10 protein-coding genes are annotated in these 15,643 nt (G+C 74.9%); 8 read left to right on the top strand and 2 right to left on the bottom strand.

What is annotated here, in order from left to right; genetic code table 11:
- The first annotated feature begins 143 nt into the window (after positions 1 to 143).
- From pelF to moeZ, 5 genes are all read left to right on the top strand, one after another.
- On the top strand, positions 144 to 1,763 hold the full coding sequence (gene pelF, locus AC2RP6_RS15390; protein WP_486446721.1) for a GT4 family glycosyltransferase PelF: 1,620 nt from the start codon (positions 144 to 146) through the stop codon (positions 1,761 to 1,763).
- Positions 1,760 to 2,659 (top strand): hypothetical protein, encoded by a 900-nt coding sequence (locus tag AC2RP6_RS15385; protein WP_486446720.1) that lies wholly within the window; start codon positions 1,760 to 1,762, stop codon positions 2,657 to 2,659. The genes pelF and AC2RP6_RS15385 overlap by 4 nt, the downstream gene beginning before the upstream one ends.
- Positions 2,660 to 2,792: 133 nt before the next feature.
- Positions 2,793 to 3,806, top strand: coding sequence for an NAD-dependent epimerase/dehydratase (locus tag AC2RP6_RS15380; protein WP_486446719.1), 1,014 nt, complete (start codon positions 2,793 to 2,795; stop codon positions 3,804 to 3,806).
- Positions 3,794 to 4,549, top strand: coding sequence for a spherulation-specific family 4 protein (locus tag AC2RP6_RS15375; RefSeq protein WP_486446718.1), 756 nt, complete (start codon positions 3,794 to 3,796; stop codon positions 4,547 to 4,549). The genes AC2RP6_RS15380 and AC2RP6_RS15375 overlap by 13 nt, the downstream gene beginning before the upstream one ends.
- 63 nt (positions 4,550 to 4,612) lie before the next feature.
- Complete coding sequence (moeZ, locus tag AC2RP6_RS15370; RefSeq protein WP_030772761.1) at positions 4,613 to 5,791, top strand: adenylyltransferase/sulfurtransferase MoeZ; 1,179 nt, start codon at positions 4,613 to 4,615, stop codon at positions 5,789 to 5,791.
- 66 nt (positions 5,792 to 5,857) lie between these two features.
- On the opposite strand, the gene AC2RP6_RS15365 is transcribed toward moeZ, so the two are convergent.
- Entirely contained in the window at positions 5,858 to 7,474 is a 1,617-nt protein-coding gene (locus tag AC2RP6_RS15365; protein WP_486446717.1) for an alpha/beta hydrolase, read from the bottom strand.
- Between the two features lie 636 nt (positions 7,475 to 8,110).
- Here AC2RP6_RS15365 and AC2RP6_RS15360 point away from each other — a divergent pair.
- A complete protein-coding gene (locus AC2RP6_RS15360; protein WP_486446716.1) occupies positions 8,111 to 8,485 on the top strand; it encodes a hypothetical protein in 375 nt (124 codons plus the stop codon).
- A 69-nt stretch (positions 8,486 to 8,554) separates the two neighbouring features.
- Here AC2RP6_RS15360 and AC2RP6_RS15355 read toward each other — a convergent pair whose 3' ends face one another.
- Positions 8,555 to 11,419, bottom strand: a complete 2,865-nt coding sequence (locus AC2RP6_RS15355; RefSeq protein WP_486446715.1) for a lysylphosphatidylglycerol synthase transmembrane domain-containing protein — start codon at positions 11,417 to 11,419, stop codon at positions 8,555 to 8,557.
- 167 nt (positions 11,420 to 11,586) lie between these two features.
- On the opposite strand from AC2RP6_RS15355, the gene AC2RP6_RS15350 reads away from it, so the two are divergent.
- Complete coding sequence (locus AC2RP6_RS15350; protein ID WP_486446714.1) at positions 11,587 to 11,967, top strand: MGMT family protein; 381 nt, start codon at positions 11,587 to 11,589, stop codon at positions 11,965 to 11,967.
- A 183-nt stretch (positions 11,968 to 12,150) separates the two neighbouring features.
- On the top strand, positions 12,151 to 15,618 hold the full coding sequence (locus AC2RP6_RS15345; RefSeq protein WP_486450347.1) for an ATP-dependent helicase: 3,468 nt from the start codon (positions 12,151 to 12,153) through the stop codon (positions 15,616 to 15,618).
- Positions 15,619 to 15,643: the final 25 nt, after the last annotated feature.

Here is a 15,643-nt window from a genome sequence, read left to right as displayed (position 1 = left end):
CGGGAAAGTTACGACTCTTCACCCCTTCCGGTGGCGCGACGGACAACCGTCCGTCGCGCCTTCGGCATATCCGCTTGAGTTCTCCCGCGGCGGGTCGCCTGACCGACGGCGACCGCCTGGACGGGAGATCGGGGGTGCCACTCGTGCGGATCGGACTGCTCACGGAAGGTGGTTATCCGTATGCGACGGGCGAGGCCAGGCTGTGGTGCGACCGGCTCGTGCGCGGGCTCCCGCAGCACGAGTTCGAGCTCTACGCGCTGAGTCGCAGCGCCGAGCAGGAGCGCGCCCGGGTCCCGCTGCCCGAGCACGTCACCCACGTCCGCACGGCCCCCCTGTGGGCCCCCGCCGACGACGGGCGGACCTACTCCCGCCGCGAGCGCCGGCGCTTCGCGGACTGCTTCAAGGAGCTGGTCCACGGGATCTGCGCCGGCGAATCCGGCCCCTTCGCCGCCGGGCTCTACGGGCTCGCCGGGCTCGCCCGGGAGCAGGGCGGGCTGTACGCGGCCCTGCGCTCCGAGTCCGCGGTGCGCGCCCTGGAAACCGCCTGCCGGGCCTCCGGCGCGAGCCGCACCGTACAGGCGGCGCAGGTCACCGACCTGCTGGAGTTCGTCGACGCACTGGAGGGGATGCTGCGTCCGCTCTCCCTCGACTGGTACGAGGAGAACGCCCTCGGCGAGGGCCTCGGCGCCGTCGACGTCTGCCACGCGGCCGCCGGTGGGGTGGCGGCGCTCCCGGGCCTGCTGGCCAAACGCTTCTTCGGGGTCCCGCTGCTGGTCACCGAGTACGGGGTGCAGCTGCGCGCCCACTACCTCGCCCACCTGGGCGGCGGCGGGGCTGAGGAGCCCCGCCCCGCCGTACGGGCCCTGCTCGCCGCCTTCCACCTGCGGCTGGCCACCGAGATCTACGCCCGGGCCGACTTCCTCACCCCCGGCAACGCCCACGCACGGCGCTGGCAGGAGCGCTGCGGCGCCACCCGCGACCGGCTGCGCACGGTCCACCCGGGGATGGAGGCGGACCGATTCACCACCGTCGGGGAGGCCGCCGACCGCGGGGATCCCGACACGCTGGTGTGGGTCGGCCGGGTGGAGCCCGCCAAGGACCTCATCGCCCTGCTGCACGCCTTCGCCGAGGTCCGCCGGGCCCGGCCGAGCGCCCGGCTGCGCGTCTTCACCGCGGCCGCGGACCCCGGGTACCTCGCCGACTGCCGATCCCTCGCCGCGCAGCTGTTCCCCGACGAGGCCGCCGACTGCGTCACCGTCGGGGAGAACCCGGTCGCCTTCGAGGAGATCGGCGGACCGGACGTGCCCTCCGCGGCCGAGGCGTACGGCGCCGGACGGGTCGTCGTCCTGTCCTCCGTGATCGAGGGCTTCCCCCTCACCCTCGCCGAGGCGATGCTCTGCGGGCGCGCCACCGTCTCCACCGACGTCGGCGCCGTCTGCGAGGTCATCGGCGGCACCGGACTCGTCGTCCCGCCGCGCAACCCGCGGGCCCTCGCCGAAGCCTGCCTGTCCCTGCTCGGGGACCCCGAGCGGGCGGCACGCCTCGGAGCCGCCGCCCGCGCCCGGGCCCTGGAGCTGTTCACCGTCGAGCAGAACGTCGCCGCCTTCCGGGAGATCTACCTGCGACTTCTGGCCAAAGGCTCCGGACGGCCCGACGGCGGCGTCCCCTTCGCCCGGCCCCCGGAGGCCCGCGTGCCCGGCCACTGGACCAGCCCGACCTGGGCCAAGCCCACACCGGACCCGACCTCGGAGGCCGCCGTATGACCGCCGTCGACCCCGACACCGCAGCCCCGCCGGCTGCCGAGAAGGCACGTCGGCGGGCCGGCGGGGACCCGGTCAAGGCCCTGCTGCACCGCCACCGCGCGCTGTGCGAGCGGGCCGTGGACCCCCTGGAGATCGCCGCCGGGCTGGAGGCCCACGGCATCACCGACCGCACCGCCGCCCGCTTCCGGCACCGGGACGTCTTCTCCCTGGCCGAGGAACTGTACGCCCGCAGCCCGCGCGGCGAAGCGCCCGCGGCCGCGCCCGCGCCCGGCCCGACCGGGCCGTCCGCCTACCGCGCCCTCGGCTGTGCGCTGCTGCCCGGGGCCCTCGCCACCGCGGCGGCCGCCGCGGGCCAGGCATGGGCCGGGCCCGCCGCCGTCGCCGCCACCGTCGCCGCGCTGGTGTGGCCCGGGCGGACCGGGGGAGGCCGCTTCCCCTGGCTCGCGCACCTGCTCGCCGCCGCCGTCGCCGGCTGGGCCGCCCACCGGTACGGCACCGGCCTCGCGGTCGCCCTCGCGCTGGCCGTCGCCCCCGGGCACCTGCTCGCCGCCGCCGTGGCCGCCGGGGCCCGGGCCCGGCTCGACGCGAGCCGGGCCCTGGAGGACTTCGCCGACCGGGCCCGCCCCCTGCTGCTGTCGGCCGTCGCCGGCTTCACCGCGGCCGCCACCGCCGCGGCCGCCCTCGCCGGCGCGCCGCTGCCGGTGGCCGTGCCGCTCGCCCTGCTGCTCTTCCTCACCCGGCTCCTGCTCCGGCACGGATCCCGCCGCGGACCCGTCGCCGCAGCCCTCGCCCTCGCCCTGATCCCGGTCCCGGCGGCGGCCACCGCCGCCGCGGCCGCCCTCCTCGTCCACGCCGTCCTCGCCCTGTCCCGCGCGTCCGCGCACGCCGGGCCGTGAGGTCCGCCGGGGACACCCCAGCCCTTCGGAGCCGACGCCGAGGCGCAACTGCCGTACCCCGCCCCACCCGCCCCACCCGTCCACAAGGAGAAACAGACATGACCGGCCAGCCAACCGAACAAGGGGTCTCGCGATGAGGGTGCTGCTGATCGGAGCCAACGGATACCTCGGCCGCTACGTCGCCGACCGGCTGCTCGCCGACCCCGCCGTCCAGCTCACCGCGCTCGGCCGCGGCGACGACGCCGACGTCCGCTTCGACCTCGCCACCGGCAGCCCCGGCGCGCTCACGCGCTTCCTCGACGCCGTCCACCCGGGCGTCGTCATCAACTGCGCCGGCGCCACCCGGGGCGGGGCCCGCGAACTCACCCGCCACAACACCGTCGCCGTCGCGACGATCTGCGAGTCGCTGCGCCGCAGCGGTTGCGGGGCCCGGCTCGTCCAGCTCGGCTGCGCCGCCGAGTACGGGCCCAGCCAGCCGGGATCATCCACGGCCGAGGACGCCGTGCCGAGACCCGGCGGACCGTACGGCGTCAGCAAACTGGCCGCCACCGAACTGGTGCTGGGCTCCGGGCTGGACGCCGTCGTGCTGCGGATCTTCTCGCCCGTCGGACCGGGCACCCCCGCCGGGTCCCCGCTCGGCCGGCTCGCCGAGGCCATGCGCCGCGCCATGCAGTCCGGTGACGGCGAGCTCAAGCTCAGCGGCCTCGGCGTGCAGCGCGACTTCGTCGACGTCCGGGACGTGGCGCGGGCCGTGCACGCCGCGTCGCTGTCCGCCGCCCAGGGCGTGGTGAACATCGGCACCGGCCGCGCGGTCCGGCTGCGCGACGCCGCCGCGGTCCTGGCGCGGGTCGCCGGATACGGAGGCGCCCTGCACGAGCTCGACGTGCCGCACGGCGGACCCCAGCAGGCGCACGGGCACCCCGGCCGCCCGCAGCCGGGGATGACCTCCATCGGGTCACCCCGCTCCGAGGCCAGCGCGGAGCAGCTCGCCGCCACCGCTCCCCAGTCGTACCCGTACCCCGACGGCTGCGGGGCGTGGCAGCAGGCGGACGTCCGTACCGCCCGCGACCGGCTCGGCTGGCGGCCCCGGATCAACCTGGAGGAGTCCCTCGCGGACATCTGGATGGAGGCGGCGTGCCGCATCTGACCACTCCGCCGGGGGCCCTGGCGGCGGCCGCGACCGGGGCCGGCCGCCTCGGACTGGGCATCCCCGGCTACGCGCACCCGCTGCTCGCCCCCGTCGAATGGGCCGAGCTGACCCGCCCCGGCACACCGCTGCACTGGGCCGTGCTGAACGTCTCCGACGGCCCCGGCGCGCGCCCCGATCCGCACTGCACGGAAGCGGCCGCGAAGCTGCGCGCAGCGGGCGGCACGGTCCTCGGCCATCTCGCCGTCCGGGACGGATCACGGTCCTTCGGCGAGCTGGTCTCCGACGCCCACCGCTTCCGGGACTGGTACGGCGTCGGCGGCTTCTACCTCGCCGGGACCCCGGCGGACAAGGCGGAGCTGGCCTCGGTGCGCCGGGTCGTGGACTCCGTGCGCGGCCTGGGGGAGGACCTGCGGGTCGTGCTCGGACACGGCACGCACCCGTACGAGGGGTACGCGGACGCCGCCGACCAGCTGGTCACCTTCTCCGGGGCGTGGGCCGACTACCGCTGGTCGCAGGTGGCGGAGTGGACCGCCGAGTATCCGCCGGAGCGGTTCTGCCACCTGGTCCACGGGGTGCCGCGCACGCATCTGGAGGAGGCGATGAGGATCGCCCGCTGGCAGGGCGCCGGCACCATCTGGTTCACCGACCGCCGCGCCGTCGGGGACCGCGACCCGTGGGCCTCCATGCCCGGGTACTGGGACGAAATCGTCTCACGTATCGGAACAGGTGTCTTGGAATGAAGACGGGCGTGGCAGTGTTACGGGGAGAACCACCGTTAAATCGTCACCATCTACGGAGTCCCCGTGTCGCTGCCACCCCTGGTCGAGCCGGCTGCTGAGCTCACCGTTGACGAGGTCCGTCGGTACTCCCGCCACCTGATCATCCCCGATGTCGGGATGGACGGCCAGAAGCGCCTGAAGAACGCGAAGGTGCTGGCCGTGGGCGCGGGCGGCCTGGGCTCGCCCGCCCTCATGTACCTGGCCGCGGCCGGCGTCGGCACCCTGGGCATCGTGGAGTTCGACGAGGTCGACGAGTCGAACCTGCAGCGCCAGATCATCCACAGCCAGTCGGACATCGGCCGCTCCAAGGCCGAGTCCGCCCGCGACAGCGTGCTGGGCATCAACCCGTACGTGAACGTGGTCCTTCACGAGGAGCGGCTCGAGGCCGAGAACGTGATGGAGATCTTCAGCCAGTACGACCTCATCGTCGACGGCACGGACAACTTCGCCACGCGCTACCTCGTCAACGACGCCTGCGTGCTGCTGAACAAGCCGTACGTGTGGGGCTCGATCTACCGCTTCGACGGCCAGGCCTCGGTCTTCTGGTCCGAGCACGGCCCGTGCTACCGCTGCCTCTACCCGGAGCCCCCGCCGCCGGGCATGGTGCCGAGCTGCGCCGAGGGCGGCGTGCTGGGCGTGCTCTGCGCGTCCATCGGCTCCATCCAGGTCACCGAGGCCATCAAGGTCCTCACGGGCGTGGGCGAGCCGCTGGTCGGCCGCCTGATGATCTACGACGCCCTGGAGATGCAGTACCGCCAGGTCAAGGTCCGCAAGGACCCCGACTGCGCGGTCTGCGGCCCGAACGCGACCGTCAAGGAGCTCATCGACTACGAGGCCTTCTGCGGCGTCGTGTCGGAGGAGGCCCAGGAGGCGGCCGCCGGCTCCACGATCACTCCGAAGCAGCTCAAGGAGTGGATCGACACCGACGAGCCGATCGAGATCATCGACGTCCGCGAGGTCAACGAGTACGAGATCGTCTCGATCCCCGGTGCGAAGCTGATCCCCAAGGGTGAGTTCCTGATGGGCACCGCCCTGCAGGACCTGCCGCAGGACAAGCGCATCGTCTTGCACTGCAAGACGGGTGTCCGCAGTGCGGAAGTCCTCGCGGTGCTGAAGTCCGCGGGCTTCGCGGACGCGGTCCACGTCGGCGGCGGCGTCATCGGCTGGGTCCACCAGATCGAGCCCGAGAAGCCGGTCTACTGACCGTCCGGTTCCCTCACGAAGGGGCCGTCACCGCAGTGCGGTGACGGCCCCTTCGTCGTGACCCGGTCAGGCGCCGACCGGTGCGTCCGGGGCGGACGGCTGGGCGGACGGCTGGGTGGGGGGCTGCGAGGCGTCCGGGGCCGGGGTGCAGACCGTGTTCGCGGTGGGCACCTTTCCGTCGAGCAGGTAGGAGTTCACGGCTCCCTGCACGCACGGGTCGCCGCTGTTGTACGCGCCGTGCCCCTCGCCCTTGTAGGTGAGCTCCACGCCGACGCCGGGGCCGAGCCGTTCCACCATCTTGCGGGCGCCCTCGTACGGGGTGGCCGGGTCGCCCGTGTTGCCGATCACCAGGATCGGGTCGGCACCCGGGGCGGAGACGTCCGGGGTCTCGGCGGTGCCGGGGACCGGCCAGCCGGTGCAGCTCAGCATCGCCCAGCCGAGGAAGTCCCCGAAGACGGGCGAGGCGGCACGGAAGGCGGGCAGCTTCGCCCTGGTCTGCTCCAGGGTGTAGCGGTCCTTGGAGTCGACGCAGTTGATCGCGGTGTTGGCGGCGCCGATGTTGCTGTAGTCGCCGTTCTGGGAACGGCCGTTGAGCGCGTCGGAGAGGGCCATCAGCAGCTGGCCCTGGCCGCCCTCGGCCTCGTCCAGGCCCTGCTCCAGCAGCGGCCAGAGTTCCTGCGAGTACAGGGACTGGGCGATGCCGTTGGTGGCCGAGGACTCCGTCAGCATCCGGTCGCCGATGCCCGGGATGGGCTTGGCCGCGAGCTGCTTCTGCAGCTTGATGATGTTGTCCTCGATCTCCTTGGCGCTGCTGCCCTGGAGCCGGCACTCGTCGCCCCGGTCCACGCAGTCCTGCGCGAAGTTGCCGAGGGCCAGCTGGAAGCCCTTCGCCTGGCCCAGGGCTCCCTGTTCGGAGGTCGCGGTCGGGTCGACGACGGCGTCGAAGACGGCCCGGCCGACCTTCTCCGGGAAGAGGTGGGCGTAGACGCCGCCGAGCTCGGTGCCGTAGGAGATCCCGAAGTAGTTGAGCTTCTCGTCGCCGAGGGCCTGGCGGATCCGGTCGAGGTCGCGGGCGGCGTTCTCGGTGCCGACGTACGGCAGCAGCTTCCCGGACTTCGCCTCGCAGGCCTGCTGGTACTTGCGGGTGTTGTCGAGGTACGCCTTCTCCGCGGCCGGGGTGTCGGGGGAGGAGTCCGAGGCGTAGTACGCGTCGAGCTGCTTGTCGTCCAGGCACAGGACGGGGGCGCTGCGGCCCACCCCCCGCGGGTCGAAGCTCACGAGGTCGTAGCGCTGGCGCAGGGCCTCGTACTCCTTGGCCGCGCCGGGCAGCGTGGTGATCCCGGAACCTCCCGGGCCGCCGAAGTTGAACACGAGGGAGCCGAGGCGCTCCTTCTGGTTCCTCGCCTTCGCCCGGATCAGAGCGAGAGGAATCGTTTCTCCTTCGGGGTCCGCGTAGTCGAGCGGCACATGGAGCGTGGCGCACTGCCAGTCCTTGGGCGGGGCCTGCCCGCCCCCCTCGGCGGGCGTCGGCGCCTCGCAGTCCGTCCACTTCAGGGGTGGTGCGCCCTCGGTGCCGCCGGCCTTGGGCGTCTTCTCCTCCCCGCTGTCGGAACAGCCACTGGTGCCGGCCACCCCGGCCAGGAGAGCGACGGCGACGGCGACCCGCAGGAGGTATTTGGGCATGCCACCATCCTGCGCGCCCCCGTCGGCCCCCGCCCGCGCGCTGACCCGTTCGGGTGGGCAGGGGGCTGCGTCCGTACCTGGCGGACCGCCGCGCGACCCGTCGCCACGCACGCCGCCACGCCCACCCCCTCGCAGGCGGCGCCGCACAGGGCGAGGCCCGGCAGCGTCGCGGCCGCCTCCCGGATCCGGCACCGGCCGGCCGAGGCGCGCAGGACGATGGCCTCGGGGGCCGCGGCGCGCAGCCACGGCCACTTGTCGGACGGGAAGGACACCGCCTTGACGGTGCGCCCGTCCGCCGGCGGCACCAGGAAGCCGTTGCCCTCCGGGAGGAAGGGGGCCCGGGCGCGGGAGAAGGCCACGGCGACCCTCCAGGCCGAAATCAATGGTGCGTTTCGACGCTACGCCTGAGAAATACGTGAATCCGGTGACAGAGGTCCCCTGTCGGCATGACCAATTCCCGGTATTTCCCGGGCTCGTGTGGAGGCGGGGCCGGAGGGGATCCAACTGCACGCGGGCGCCGGTGAATCACGCGGGCCGATTCCACGTTTATGGAGGTGGCGCGAATGGGCCCGGTCGGGCGCACGCGGCGCTCTTCGCCGCCTGGCTGCTCGGCTGCGTCGCGGCCGGGAGCGGGCGATGGTGAACGGTCTCGCGGCGGTGGTCCCGGCGTGCGGGATGCTGCTGGTGGCGGGCCGGCTGGGCGGCGCGGAGCCGGGCGCGCCGTGGCGGCCGGCGGTGGCCTGCCTGCTGTACATCGCGGGGACCGTGCCGTACGGCAAGATGATGATCCGGGAGCGGAGCTCCCGCGCCCACCGTGCCGGGTCGGTGGCCTGCCACGCGCTGCGCCGGCCGTCGCCGCGTGCCTCTCGCCCTGGCCGGCGGTCCCCTTCGGGGCCTATCTGGCCCGCGCGGCCGCCCTTCCCCGGGCGGGGCCTGCGCGTCCCGACGGTGGGCGCCGTCGAGATCGCCACCTCCCTCGCCCTGCTGGCGGCGCTCCTGCTGCTGTTCTGACCTCCCGCTGTTCGGACGCCCCGCGCGCCTGCCTGCCCCGCCGGCGGGCCAGGCGCGCGGCCGACACCTCTAGATGGCCTCCTTGCGGGTCAGGAAGTTGAACGAGATCCACCCCGGCAGCACCGGCAGCCAGAAGGTCATCAGCCGGAACAGCAGCACCGCCGAGATCGCGACCTCCTTCTCCAGCCCCGCCGCGATCAGCCCCAGCGTCAGGGTGGTCTCCACCGCGCCCATGCCGCCCGGCGTCGGCGCCGCCGACCCGAGCGCGTTGCCCGCGAGGAACACCACCGCGATGCTCGCGTAGCTGATGGCCTCGCCGCCCCCGAACGCCCTGATCGAGGCGTCCAGGCACATCACGAAGCAGCCCGTCAGCAGCAGCATCCCGCCGATGCCGGTCATCAGCTTCTTCGGCCGCTGGAGCACGTCCAGCATGCGTGGCACCACGCCCGCGAACAGCGCCCGCACCCGCGTGACGATGAACTTCCGCATGAACGGCACCGCCGTCACCACCAGCACGAGCACCGCCACCGTCAGCAGCCCGGCGATGACCGCCCGCGAGGGGGTCATCTCCGGGGTCTTCTCGGTCCCGGTGAGGTAGCCGAAGGACAGCAGCAGCAGGATGTGGCTGGCCAGGCCGAACAGCTGCGAGGCGCCCACGCTCGCGACCGCCAGTCCCGGCCGGACGCCCGCCCGCTGCAGGAACCGCGTGTTCAGCGCGACGCCGCCGACCGCCGCCGGAGCCACCAGCTTCACGAACGAGCCCGCCACCTGCGCGACCACGGTCCGCAGGAACGACACCCGCTCCGGCACGAAGCCCAGGAGGCTCATCGCCGCCGCGAAGTAGCTGAGCGCCGAGAAGGCCACCGCCGCCCCGACCCAGCCCCACTGCGCGTCGCTGATGATGGTCCCGAAGTCCACGTGCGCCAGCTGCGTGAGCAGGAAGTACGCACCGAACGCGCCCGCGATGAACGACACCAGGGTGCGCGGCCGGATCCGCTCCAGCCGGGCCGGCTCCACCGGAGCCTGCGGCCGGATCAGGAGCACCTGCCGGCGGATCTGGCTGAGCAGGTCCTCCTCGCGGGCCTCGTCCAGCGCGTCGTCGAGCGCCCTCTTCTCCGCCTTGCGCTCGGCCGCGGCCGACGTCGGGGCCGCGGTCGCGGAGGCAGCCGCCTCCGCCTCGCGCGCGGCCTTCGCCGCCCGCGAGGACTCCAGTACGGCCTCCCGCTCCCGCTGGGCCCGCTCGCGGGCCAGCTTGCGCAGCGTCGCCCGGGTGGAGCGGCTCAGCGCGATCGGCTGGAGCAGCGGCAGGCAGTCCGCCACCGTGTCCCCGCCGAGCACCGAGACCGCCGAGGCCACCGCGCGCTCCGCACCGACCCGCAGGCCGAGCGTCGCCAGCAACTGCGCCACGTCCATCCGGAGCACCAGGTCGCCCGCGGCGATCTCCCCGCCCCGCAGGTCGGTGAGGATGACATTGCCGGAACGATCCACCACGAGCGCGTCACCGGTGAGCCTGCGGTGGGCGATCCGCCGCGACTGCAGGGCGCGCACCTGCTCCCACGCGTTGCGGCTCAGCTCGTCGGTGATCTCCTCGTCGGTGAGGGAGTCCAGGGTCCGGCCGCCCAGGTGCTCGTACACGAGCATCACCGCGTCCGGGCCCAGCTCGGAGGTGGCGATGAGCTTCGGCGCGTTCGCCCCGGCCGCGATGGCGGCGTACGCCAGGAGCGCCTCCTGCTCCAGGGCCTGCCGCAGCGACTGCAGGCTGCGGCGGGTGGTGATGCCGCGCAGGGTGAGCCGGCGCCAGACCCGGTAGAAGAAGCCCTGGGCCTGCTGCTCCCGGTCGACGACGGTGACGTCGAGCGGAGGGCCGTCCTCCAGGGTGACGTGGTAGCGCCGGCCGCGGTCTCCGGTCTCGGACGCCTCGGGACCCTCGGGCGCCTCCGCGCGCATCGCGCTGACCGGCTGGAAGCCGACGCGGCGCAGCCCGGCGAGGAGGTGCTGCCCGGTGGGACGGACGTTCGGGGAGCCGACGGCGTACAGGGTGCCGTAGGCCACGGTCCAGCCGATCAGCACGGTGAGGATGATCGAGAAGGGCGTGGTGTAGCCGTTGACCAGCATCGTGAAGGCGTTGAGCAGCAGGACGACCCACAGCGCGACGCGCCAGTGGGGCCTGCGGGTCATGCCGACGGCGGTCATGTACGCGATCACGGGCGCGAGGTAGCCGTGCACCGGATCGGTGAGGGCCCCGCCGCCCGCGGACCGGGTGAGGGCGTCCTGGATGGTGGCGGGGGCGGCCTGGGAGACCCACAGGTCGGTGGCGAGGGTGACGCCGTGCGCGAGGACGGCGGCGAGCACGCCGTCCGCGATGCGCAGCCCGTCGCGTTTGATCAGCCGCTCGATGGCGAAGGCGACGGGGAGCAGCAGCACGGCGATGCTGGAGACCAGCGCCGCCACCTTGATCAGGAGGTCCGGCGCCTGGCCGGTCCCCTTGCTGATGTCCTCCTCCAGGCCGACCGTGGTGCCGTGGGCGAAGGCGGCGATGCCGAGCAGCACGGCGATGCCGAGGATGCCGACGAGGAGGCGTACGAGGTCGGACGGCCGGTGCACGCGGGCGGCGAGCAGCGGTTCGTCCACCTCGACCCGGTCGGCGGCGGTCGGGGCGTGGCCGTGCGGGGCCTCCGCGTCCTCGTCGCGACCGTCGTGACCGTCGCCGCCGTCGGGCCCGGCGCCGGTGCCGTCGTCGCCGCGGGTGCGGCCGGCCGGGAGACCGGGCGCGGGGCCGGCCGCGGGACCCGGTGCCGGGTCCGGCGCGAGGTCCGGTGCCGGGTCCGGCGCGAGGTCCGGCACGAGGTCCTGGGGGCGGTTCTGCGGGCGGGAGGCGGGGCCGTCGTCAGGGCGCGCCGCGTCGTCCCCCGCCGCGCCTTCCGGAGGGCTCACACCCTGCTCCTTCGTCGTCACATCCGTCTCTTCTTGATCACGTATCACCAGTCACCGCCCGGAAGATGGTGGCACGGACCGAGGGACCGCCGGGGCATCAGGGTGCGCGCCGGTCCGGAACCACAACTTCCACCGACGGGTGGCCGGCGTACTGCACCATGTGCTGAATGAGTGAGGAGCTGCCCGCGTACGCGGAGCGCGTACTGGAGGTCGTCGAGAGTATTCCGCCCGGCCGGGTGATGACATACGGCGACGTCGCCGAATGGCTCGGCGAGGGAGGACCGCGCCAGGTCGGGCGTGTCATGGCCCTGTACGGAGGAGCCGTGCCCTGGTGGCGCGTGGTGCGGGCGGACGGCACGCCGCTGCCCGGCCACGAGGCGCGCGCCCTGGAGCACTACCGGACGGAGGCCACGCCGCTGCGCCTGACGGCCGGCGGAGAGCCGCGCCTGGCGATGCGCCGGGCGCGCTGGGACGGGGACCCGGACCCCGGGCGTGACCCGGGACGGGGCCCCGGAGCGGACGGCGGGCGCGACGAGGCTCACACCTGACAGCTTCGGCCATGCGGCGCCCGGGCGGGCGGTCGGGCGGCCGGGCGAACGCCCGTCCGGGGTACCCGGGGGGACTGCGCGGGGCTCGCCGGTTGCCGTAGCGTTGCCTCTTCGGCTTCCGCGCGAGCCAGCACGGCAGCACCGCCACACCCCGCAGACCCACCAGGACCGGCACCTCACGTGATCACCACTTCCTCCGACCGCACCGAACGGCGGCGTACGCGGACCCCCGACGTGTACCGCCTCGTGCGCACCGGGCCGGAACGGGTGGATCCCCCTGTGCTGGACGCAGCGCAGCGGGCGGTGGTTGAGCACGCCGCCGGCCCCTTGCTGGTCCTCGCCGGGCCGGGCACGGGGAAGACGACCACGCTGGTCGAGGCGGTCGCCGCGCGGGTGGAGGCGGGCGCCGACCCCGCCCGGATCCTCATCCTGACCTTCAGCCGCAAGGCGGCGGTCGAACTGCGCGACCGGGCCGCCCTGAGGCTGGGCGGTGCCCGCGCCCCGCAGGCGACCACCTTCCACTCCTTCTGCTACGGCCTGGTCCGCGCCCACCAGGACACCGACCTCTTCACCGACCCGCTGCGGCTGCTGTCCGGCCCGGAGCAGGACGTGATGGTCCGCACCCTGCTGGAGGGGCAGCGCCGGATCCGGTCGATCCGCTGGCCGGACGACCTCCGGGCCGCGCTGACCACGCGCGGGTTCGCCGACGAGGTCCGGGCGGTCCTCGCCCGCGCCCGCGAGCTGGGACTCGGCCCGCGGGCCCTCGCCTCCTTCGCGGACCGCATCGGCCGCCCCGACTGGAAGGCGGCGGCCGCCTTCCTCTCCGAGTACCTGGACGTCCTCGACCTGCAGGGGACGCTGGACTACGCCGAGTTGCTGCACCGCGCGGTGCTCCTCGCGGAGGGCACGCCGTCGACGGCCTCCGCCTACGACGCGATCTTCGTGGACGAGTACCAGGACACGGACGCCTCGCAGCTGCGGCTGCTGCGGGCCCTGAACGGGCCCGGCGGCACGCTGGTCGCCTTCGGCGACCCGGACCAGTCGATCTACGCCTTCCGCGGCGCCGACATCAACAACGTGCTGGACTTCGAGTCCGCCTTCCCGGGCGCGCGGATCAAGGCCCTGACGGTGGGCCGCCGCTCGGGCGAGGCCATCCTCCGGGCGACGCGCCTGCTCACGACCCGTATGCCGCTGCCGCGCCTCCCCGCGGACGCGGTCCGCGCGCACCGCGCCCTGCGGGCCACGCGGGACGGCGGGCGGGTGGAGGTCTTTACGTACCCGACGGCCGGCGCCGAGCTGGACAACATCGCCGACATCCTGCGCCGGGCCCACCTGGAGGACGGTGTGCCCTGGCAGGACATGGCCGTCCTGGTCCGCGCGGGCGGCCGCACCCTCCCGCAGATGCGCCGCGCCCTGATCGCGGCGGGAGTCCCGGTCGAGACGGACGGCACGGACACCCCCCTCCGCCACGAACCGGCGGTGGCCCCCCTCCTCACCGCCCTCCGCCTCACGGCCACCCCGGCGGCGGAGCCGGGTCCGCCTGCCGCCGGCGGCGAGTCCGACGGGGCGGCCCCCACCGCCGACGCGGGGACCGCGGGCCTGCCCGCCCCCGCGGACGCCCCGGCCGCCGCCGCGGAGCCGGGTCCGCCCGCCGCCGAGGCCGCGGGCCTGCCCGGTACCGAGGACGAGCCCGGCGCTGCCGACGCGGGGGAGGAAGTGGCCGCGGACAGCGGCACGGGGTACGGGGACGACCCCGCACGCCCCGCCCACCCGGCCGCAGGCGTGGAGGTCGAGGCGGCGCTCGCTCTGCTCGCCTCGCCGCTCGGCGGGATGGACTCCGCCGACCTGCGGCGGCTCGGCCGCGCCCTGCGCGACGAGGAGCGCGCCGCCGGCGTCAAGGTGCCCGCGCCCTCCGACGTCCTCCTCGCCCGCGCCCTCGCCGAGCCCGAGCGCCTCACCGCGCACGACCCCGCGTACGCCCGCGGCGCGCAGCGCCTCGGCCTGCTCCTGCGCAAGGCCCGCGAACTCCTCCAGGGCGGCGGCACCGCCGAAGAGGCTCTGTGGATCCTCTGGGACGGCACCCCGTGGCCCGACCGGCTGGAGCGCCGGGCCCGCCGCGGCGGCGCGGCCGGCCGCAACGCCGACCGCGACCTCGACGCCGTCTGCGCCCTCTTCGACACCGCCGCCCGCGCCGAGGAACGCACCGGCGGCAGCGGCGCGCTCAACTTCCTCGAACAACTGGAGGCGGAGGACATCGCCGCCGACATGTTGACGGCCCGCACCACCCGCCCCGACGCCGTCCGCCTGATGACCGCGCACCGCTCCAAGGGACTGGAGTGGTCCCTCGTCGTCGTCGCGGGCGTCCAGGAGGGCCTGTGGCCCGACCTCCGCCGCCGCGGCTCCCTCCTGGAGGCCGACCGAATCGGACGCGACGGCCTCGCCGAGCCCCTCACCCCCGGCGCGCTCCTCGCCGAGGAGCGCCGCCTCTTCTACGTCGCCGCCACCCGCGCCCGCGACCGGCTCGTCGTCACCGCCGTCAAGGCCCCCGCCGAGGACGGCGACCAGCCCTCCCGCCTCATCACCGAGCTCGGCGTCACCCCCAAGGACGTCACCGGCCGGCCCCGCCGCCCCCTCGCCGTGCCCGCGCTCGTCGCCGAGCTGCGCGCCACCACCGTCGACCCGGACGCCTCGCCCGCCCTGCGCGACGCGGCCGCCCGGCGCCTGGCCCGCCTCGCCGCGCTCACCGACGACGAGGACCGCCCGATGGTCCCCGCCGCGCACCCGCAGCGCTGGTGGGGCCTGTACGAGCCCACCCGCAGCAGCGTCCCGCTCCGCGACCGGGACCGGCCCGTCGCCCTGTCCGGCAGCGCACTGGACCAGCTCGCCAACACCTGCTCCCTCCAGTGGTTCCTCGGCCGCGAGGTGAAGGCCGACGCCCCCTCCACCGCCGCGCAGGGCTTCGGCAACGTCGTCCACGTCCTCGCCGACGAGGTCGCCTCCGGGCGGACCCCCGCCGACCTGGCCGTCCTCATGGAACGCCTCGACTCGGTCTGGGACGCCCTCGCCTTCGACGCCCCCTGGAAGTCCGCCCAGGAGAAGGAGAACGCCCGCGCCGCCCTCGAACGGTTCCTGCGCTGGCACACCACCGACCGCGGGGGCCGCGAGGCCGTGGCCACGGAGCACGAGTTCGACGTCACGCTCGAAGCAGGCGACGTCGCCGTCCGCATCCGCGGCTCCATGGACCGCGTCGAGGCCGACCCGCAGGGCCGCGCGTACGTCGTCGACTTCAAGACCGGGAAGTCCGCCCCCACCAAGGACGAGGTCGCCCGCCACCCCCAGCTCGCCGTCTACCAGCTCGCCGTCCGCGAGGGCGCCGTCGACGAGGTCTTCGACGGCCGGCGCCCGGCACCCGGCGGCGCCGAGCTCGTCCAGCTCCGCCAGGGCGCCCCGGTCCGCGACGGCGGCGAGACCGTCCCCAGGGTCCAGGCCCAGGAGCCGCTGGACGGGGAGTGGGTCGGCGACCTGCTCGCGACCGCCGCCGGCCGCGTGCTGGACGAGCGGTTCGCACCCGCCACCGGCCGCCACTGCGACCACTGCTCCTTCCGGAGCTCGTGCAGCGCCCGCCCGGAGGGCCGCCAGACCGTCGAGTAGGACCGCGGCCGGGCGGCGCCGCGGC

It is taken from the genome of Streptomyces sp. WAC03905 (genome assembly GCF_057371075.1).
This window is presented reverse-complemented; position numbering and strand designations above follow the sequence as displayed.

Bases quoted from the DNA above. Each gene is read 5' to 3' on its own strand.
- AC2RP6_RS15360 (WP_486446716.1), top strand. From the start codon at position 8,111: ATGGTGAACGGTCTCGCGGCGGTGGTCCCGGCGTGCGGGATGCTGCTG.
- AC2RP6_RS15380 (WP_486446719.1), top strand. From the start codon at position 2,793: ATGAGGGTGCTGCTGATCGGAGCCAACGGATACCTCGGCCGCTACGTC.
- AC2RP6_RS15350 (WP_486446714.1), top strand. From the start codon at position 11,587: ATGAGTGAGGAGCTGCCCGCGTACGCGGAGCGCGTACTGGAGGTCGTC.
- AC2RP6_RS15385 (WP_486446720.1), top strand. From the start codon at position 1,760: ATGACCGCCGTCGACCCCGACACCGCAGCCCCGCCGGCTGCCGAGAAG.
- AC2RP6_RS15365 (WP_486446717.1), bottom strand. From the start codon at position 7,474: ATGCCCAAATACCTCCTGCGGGTCGCCGTCGCCGTCGCTCTCCTGGCC.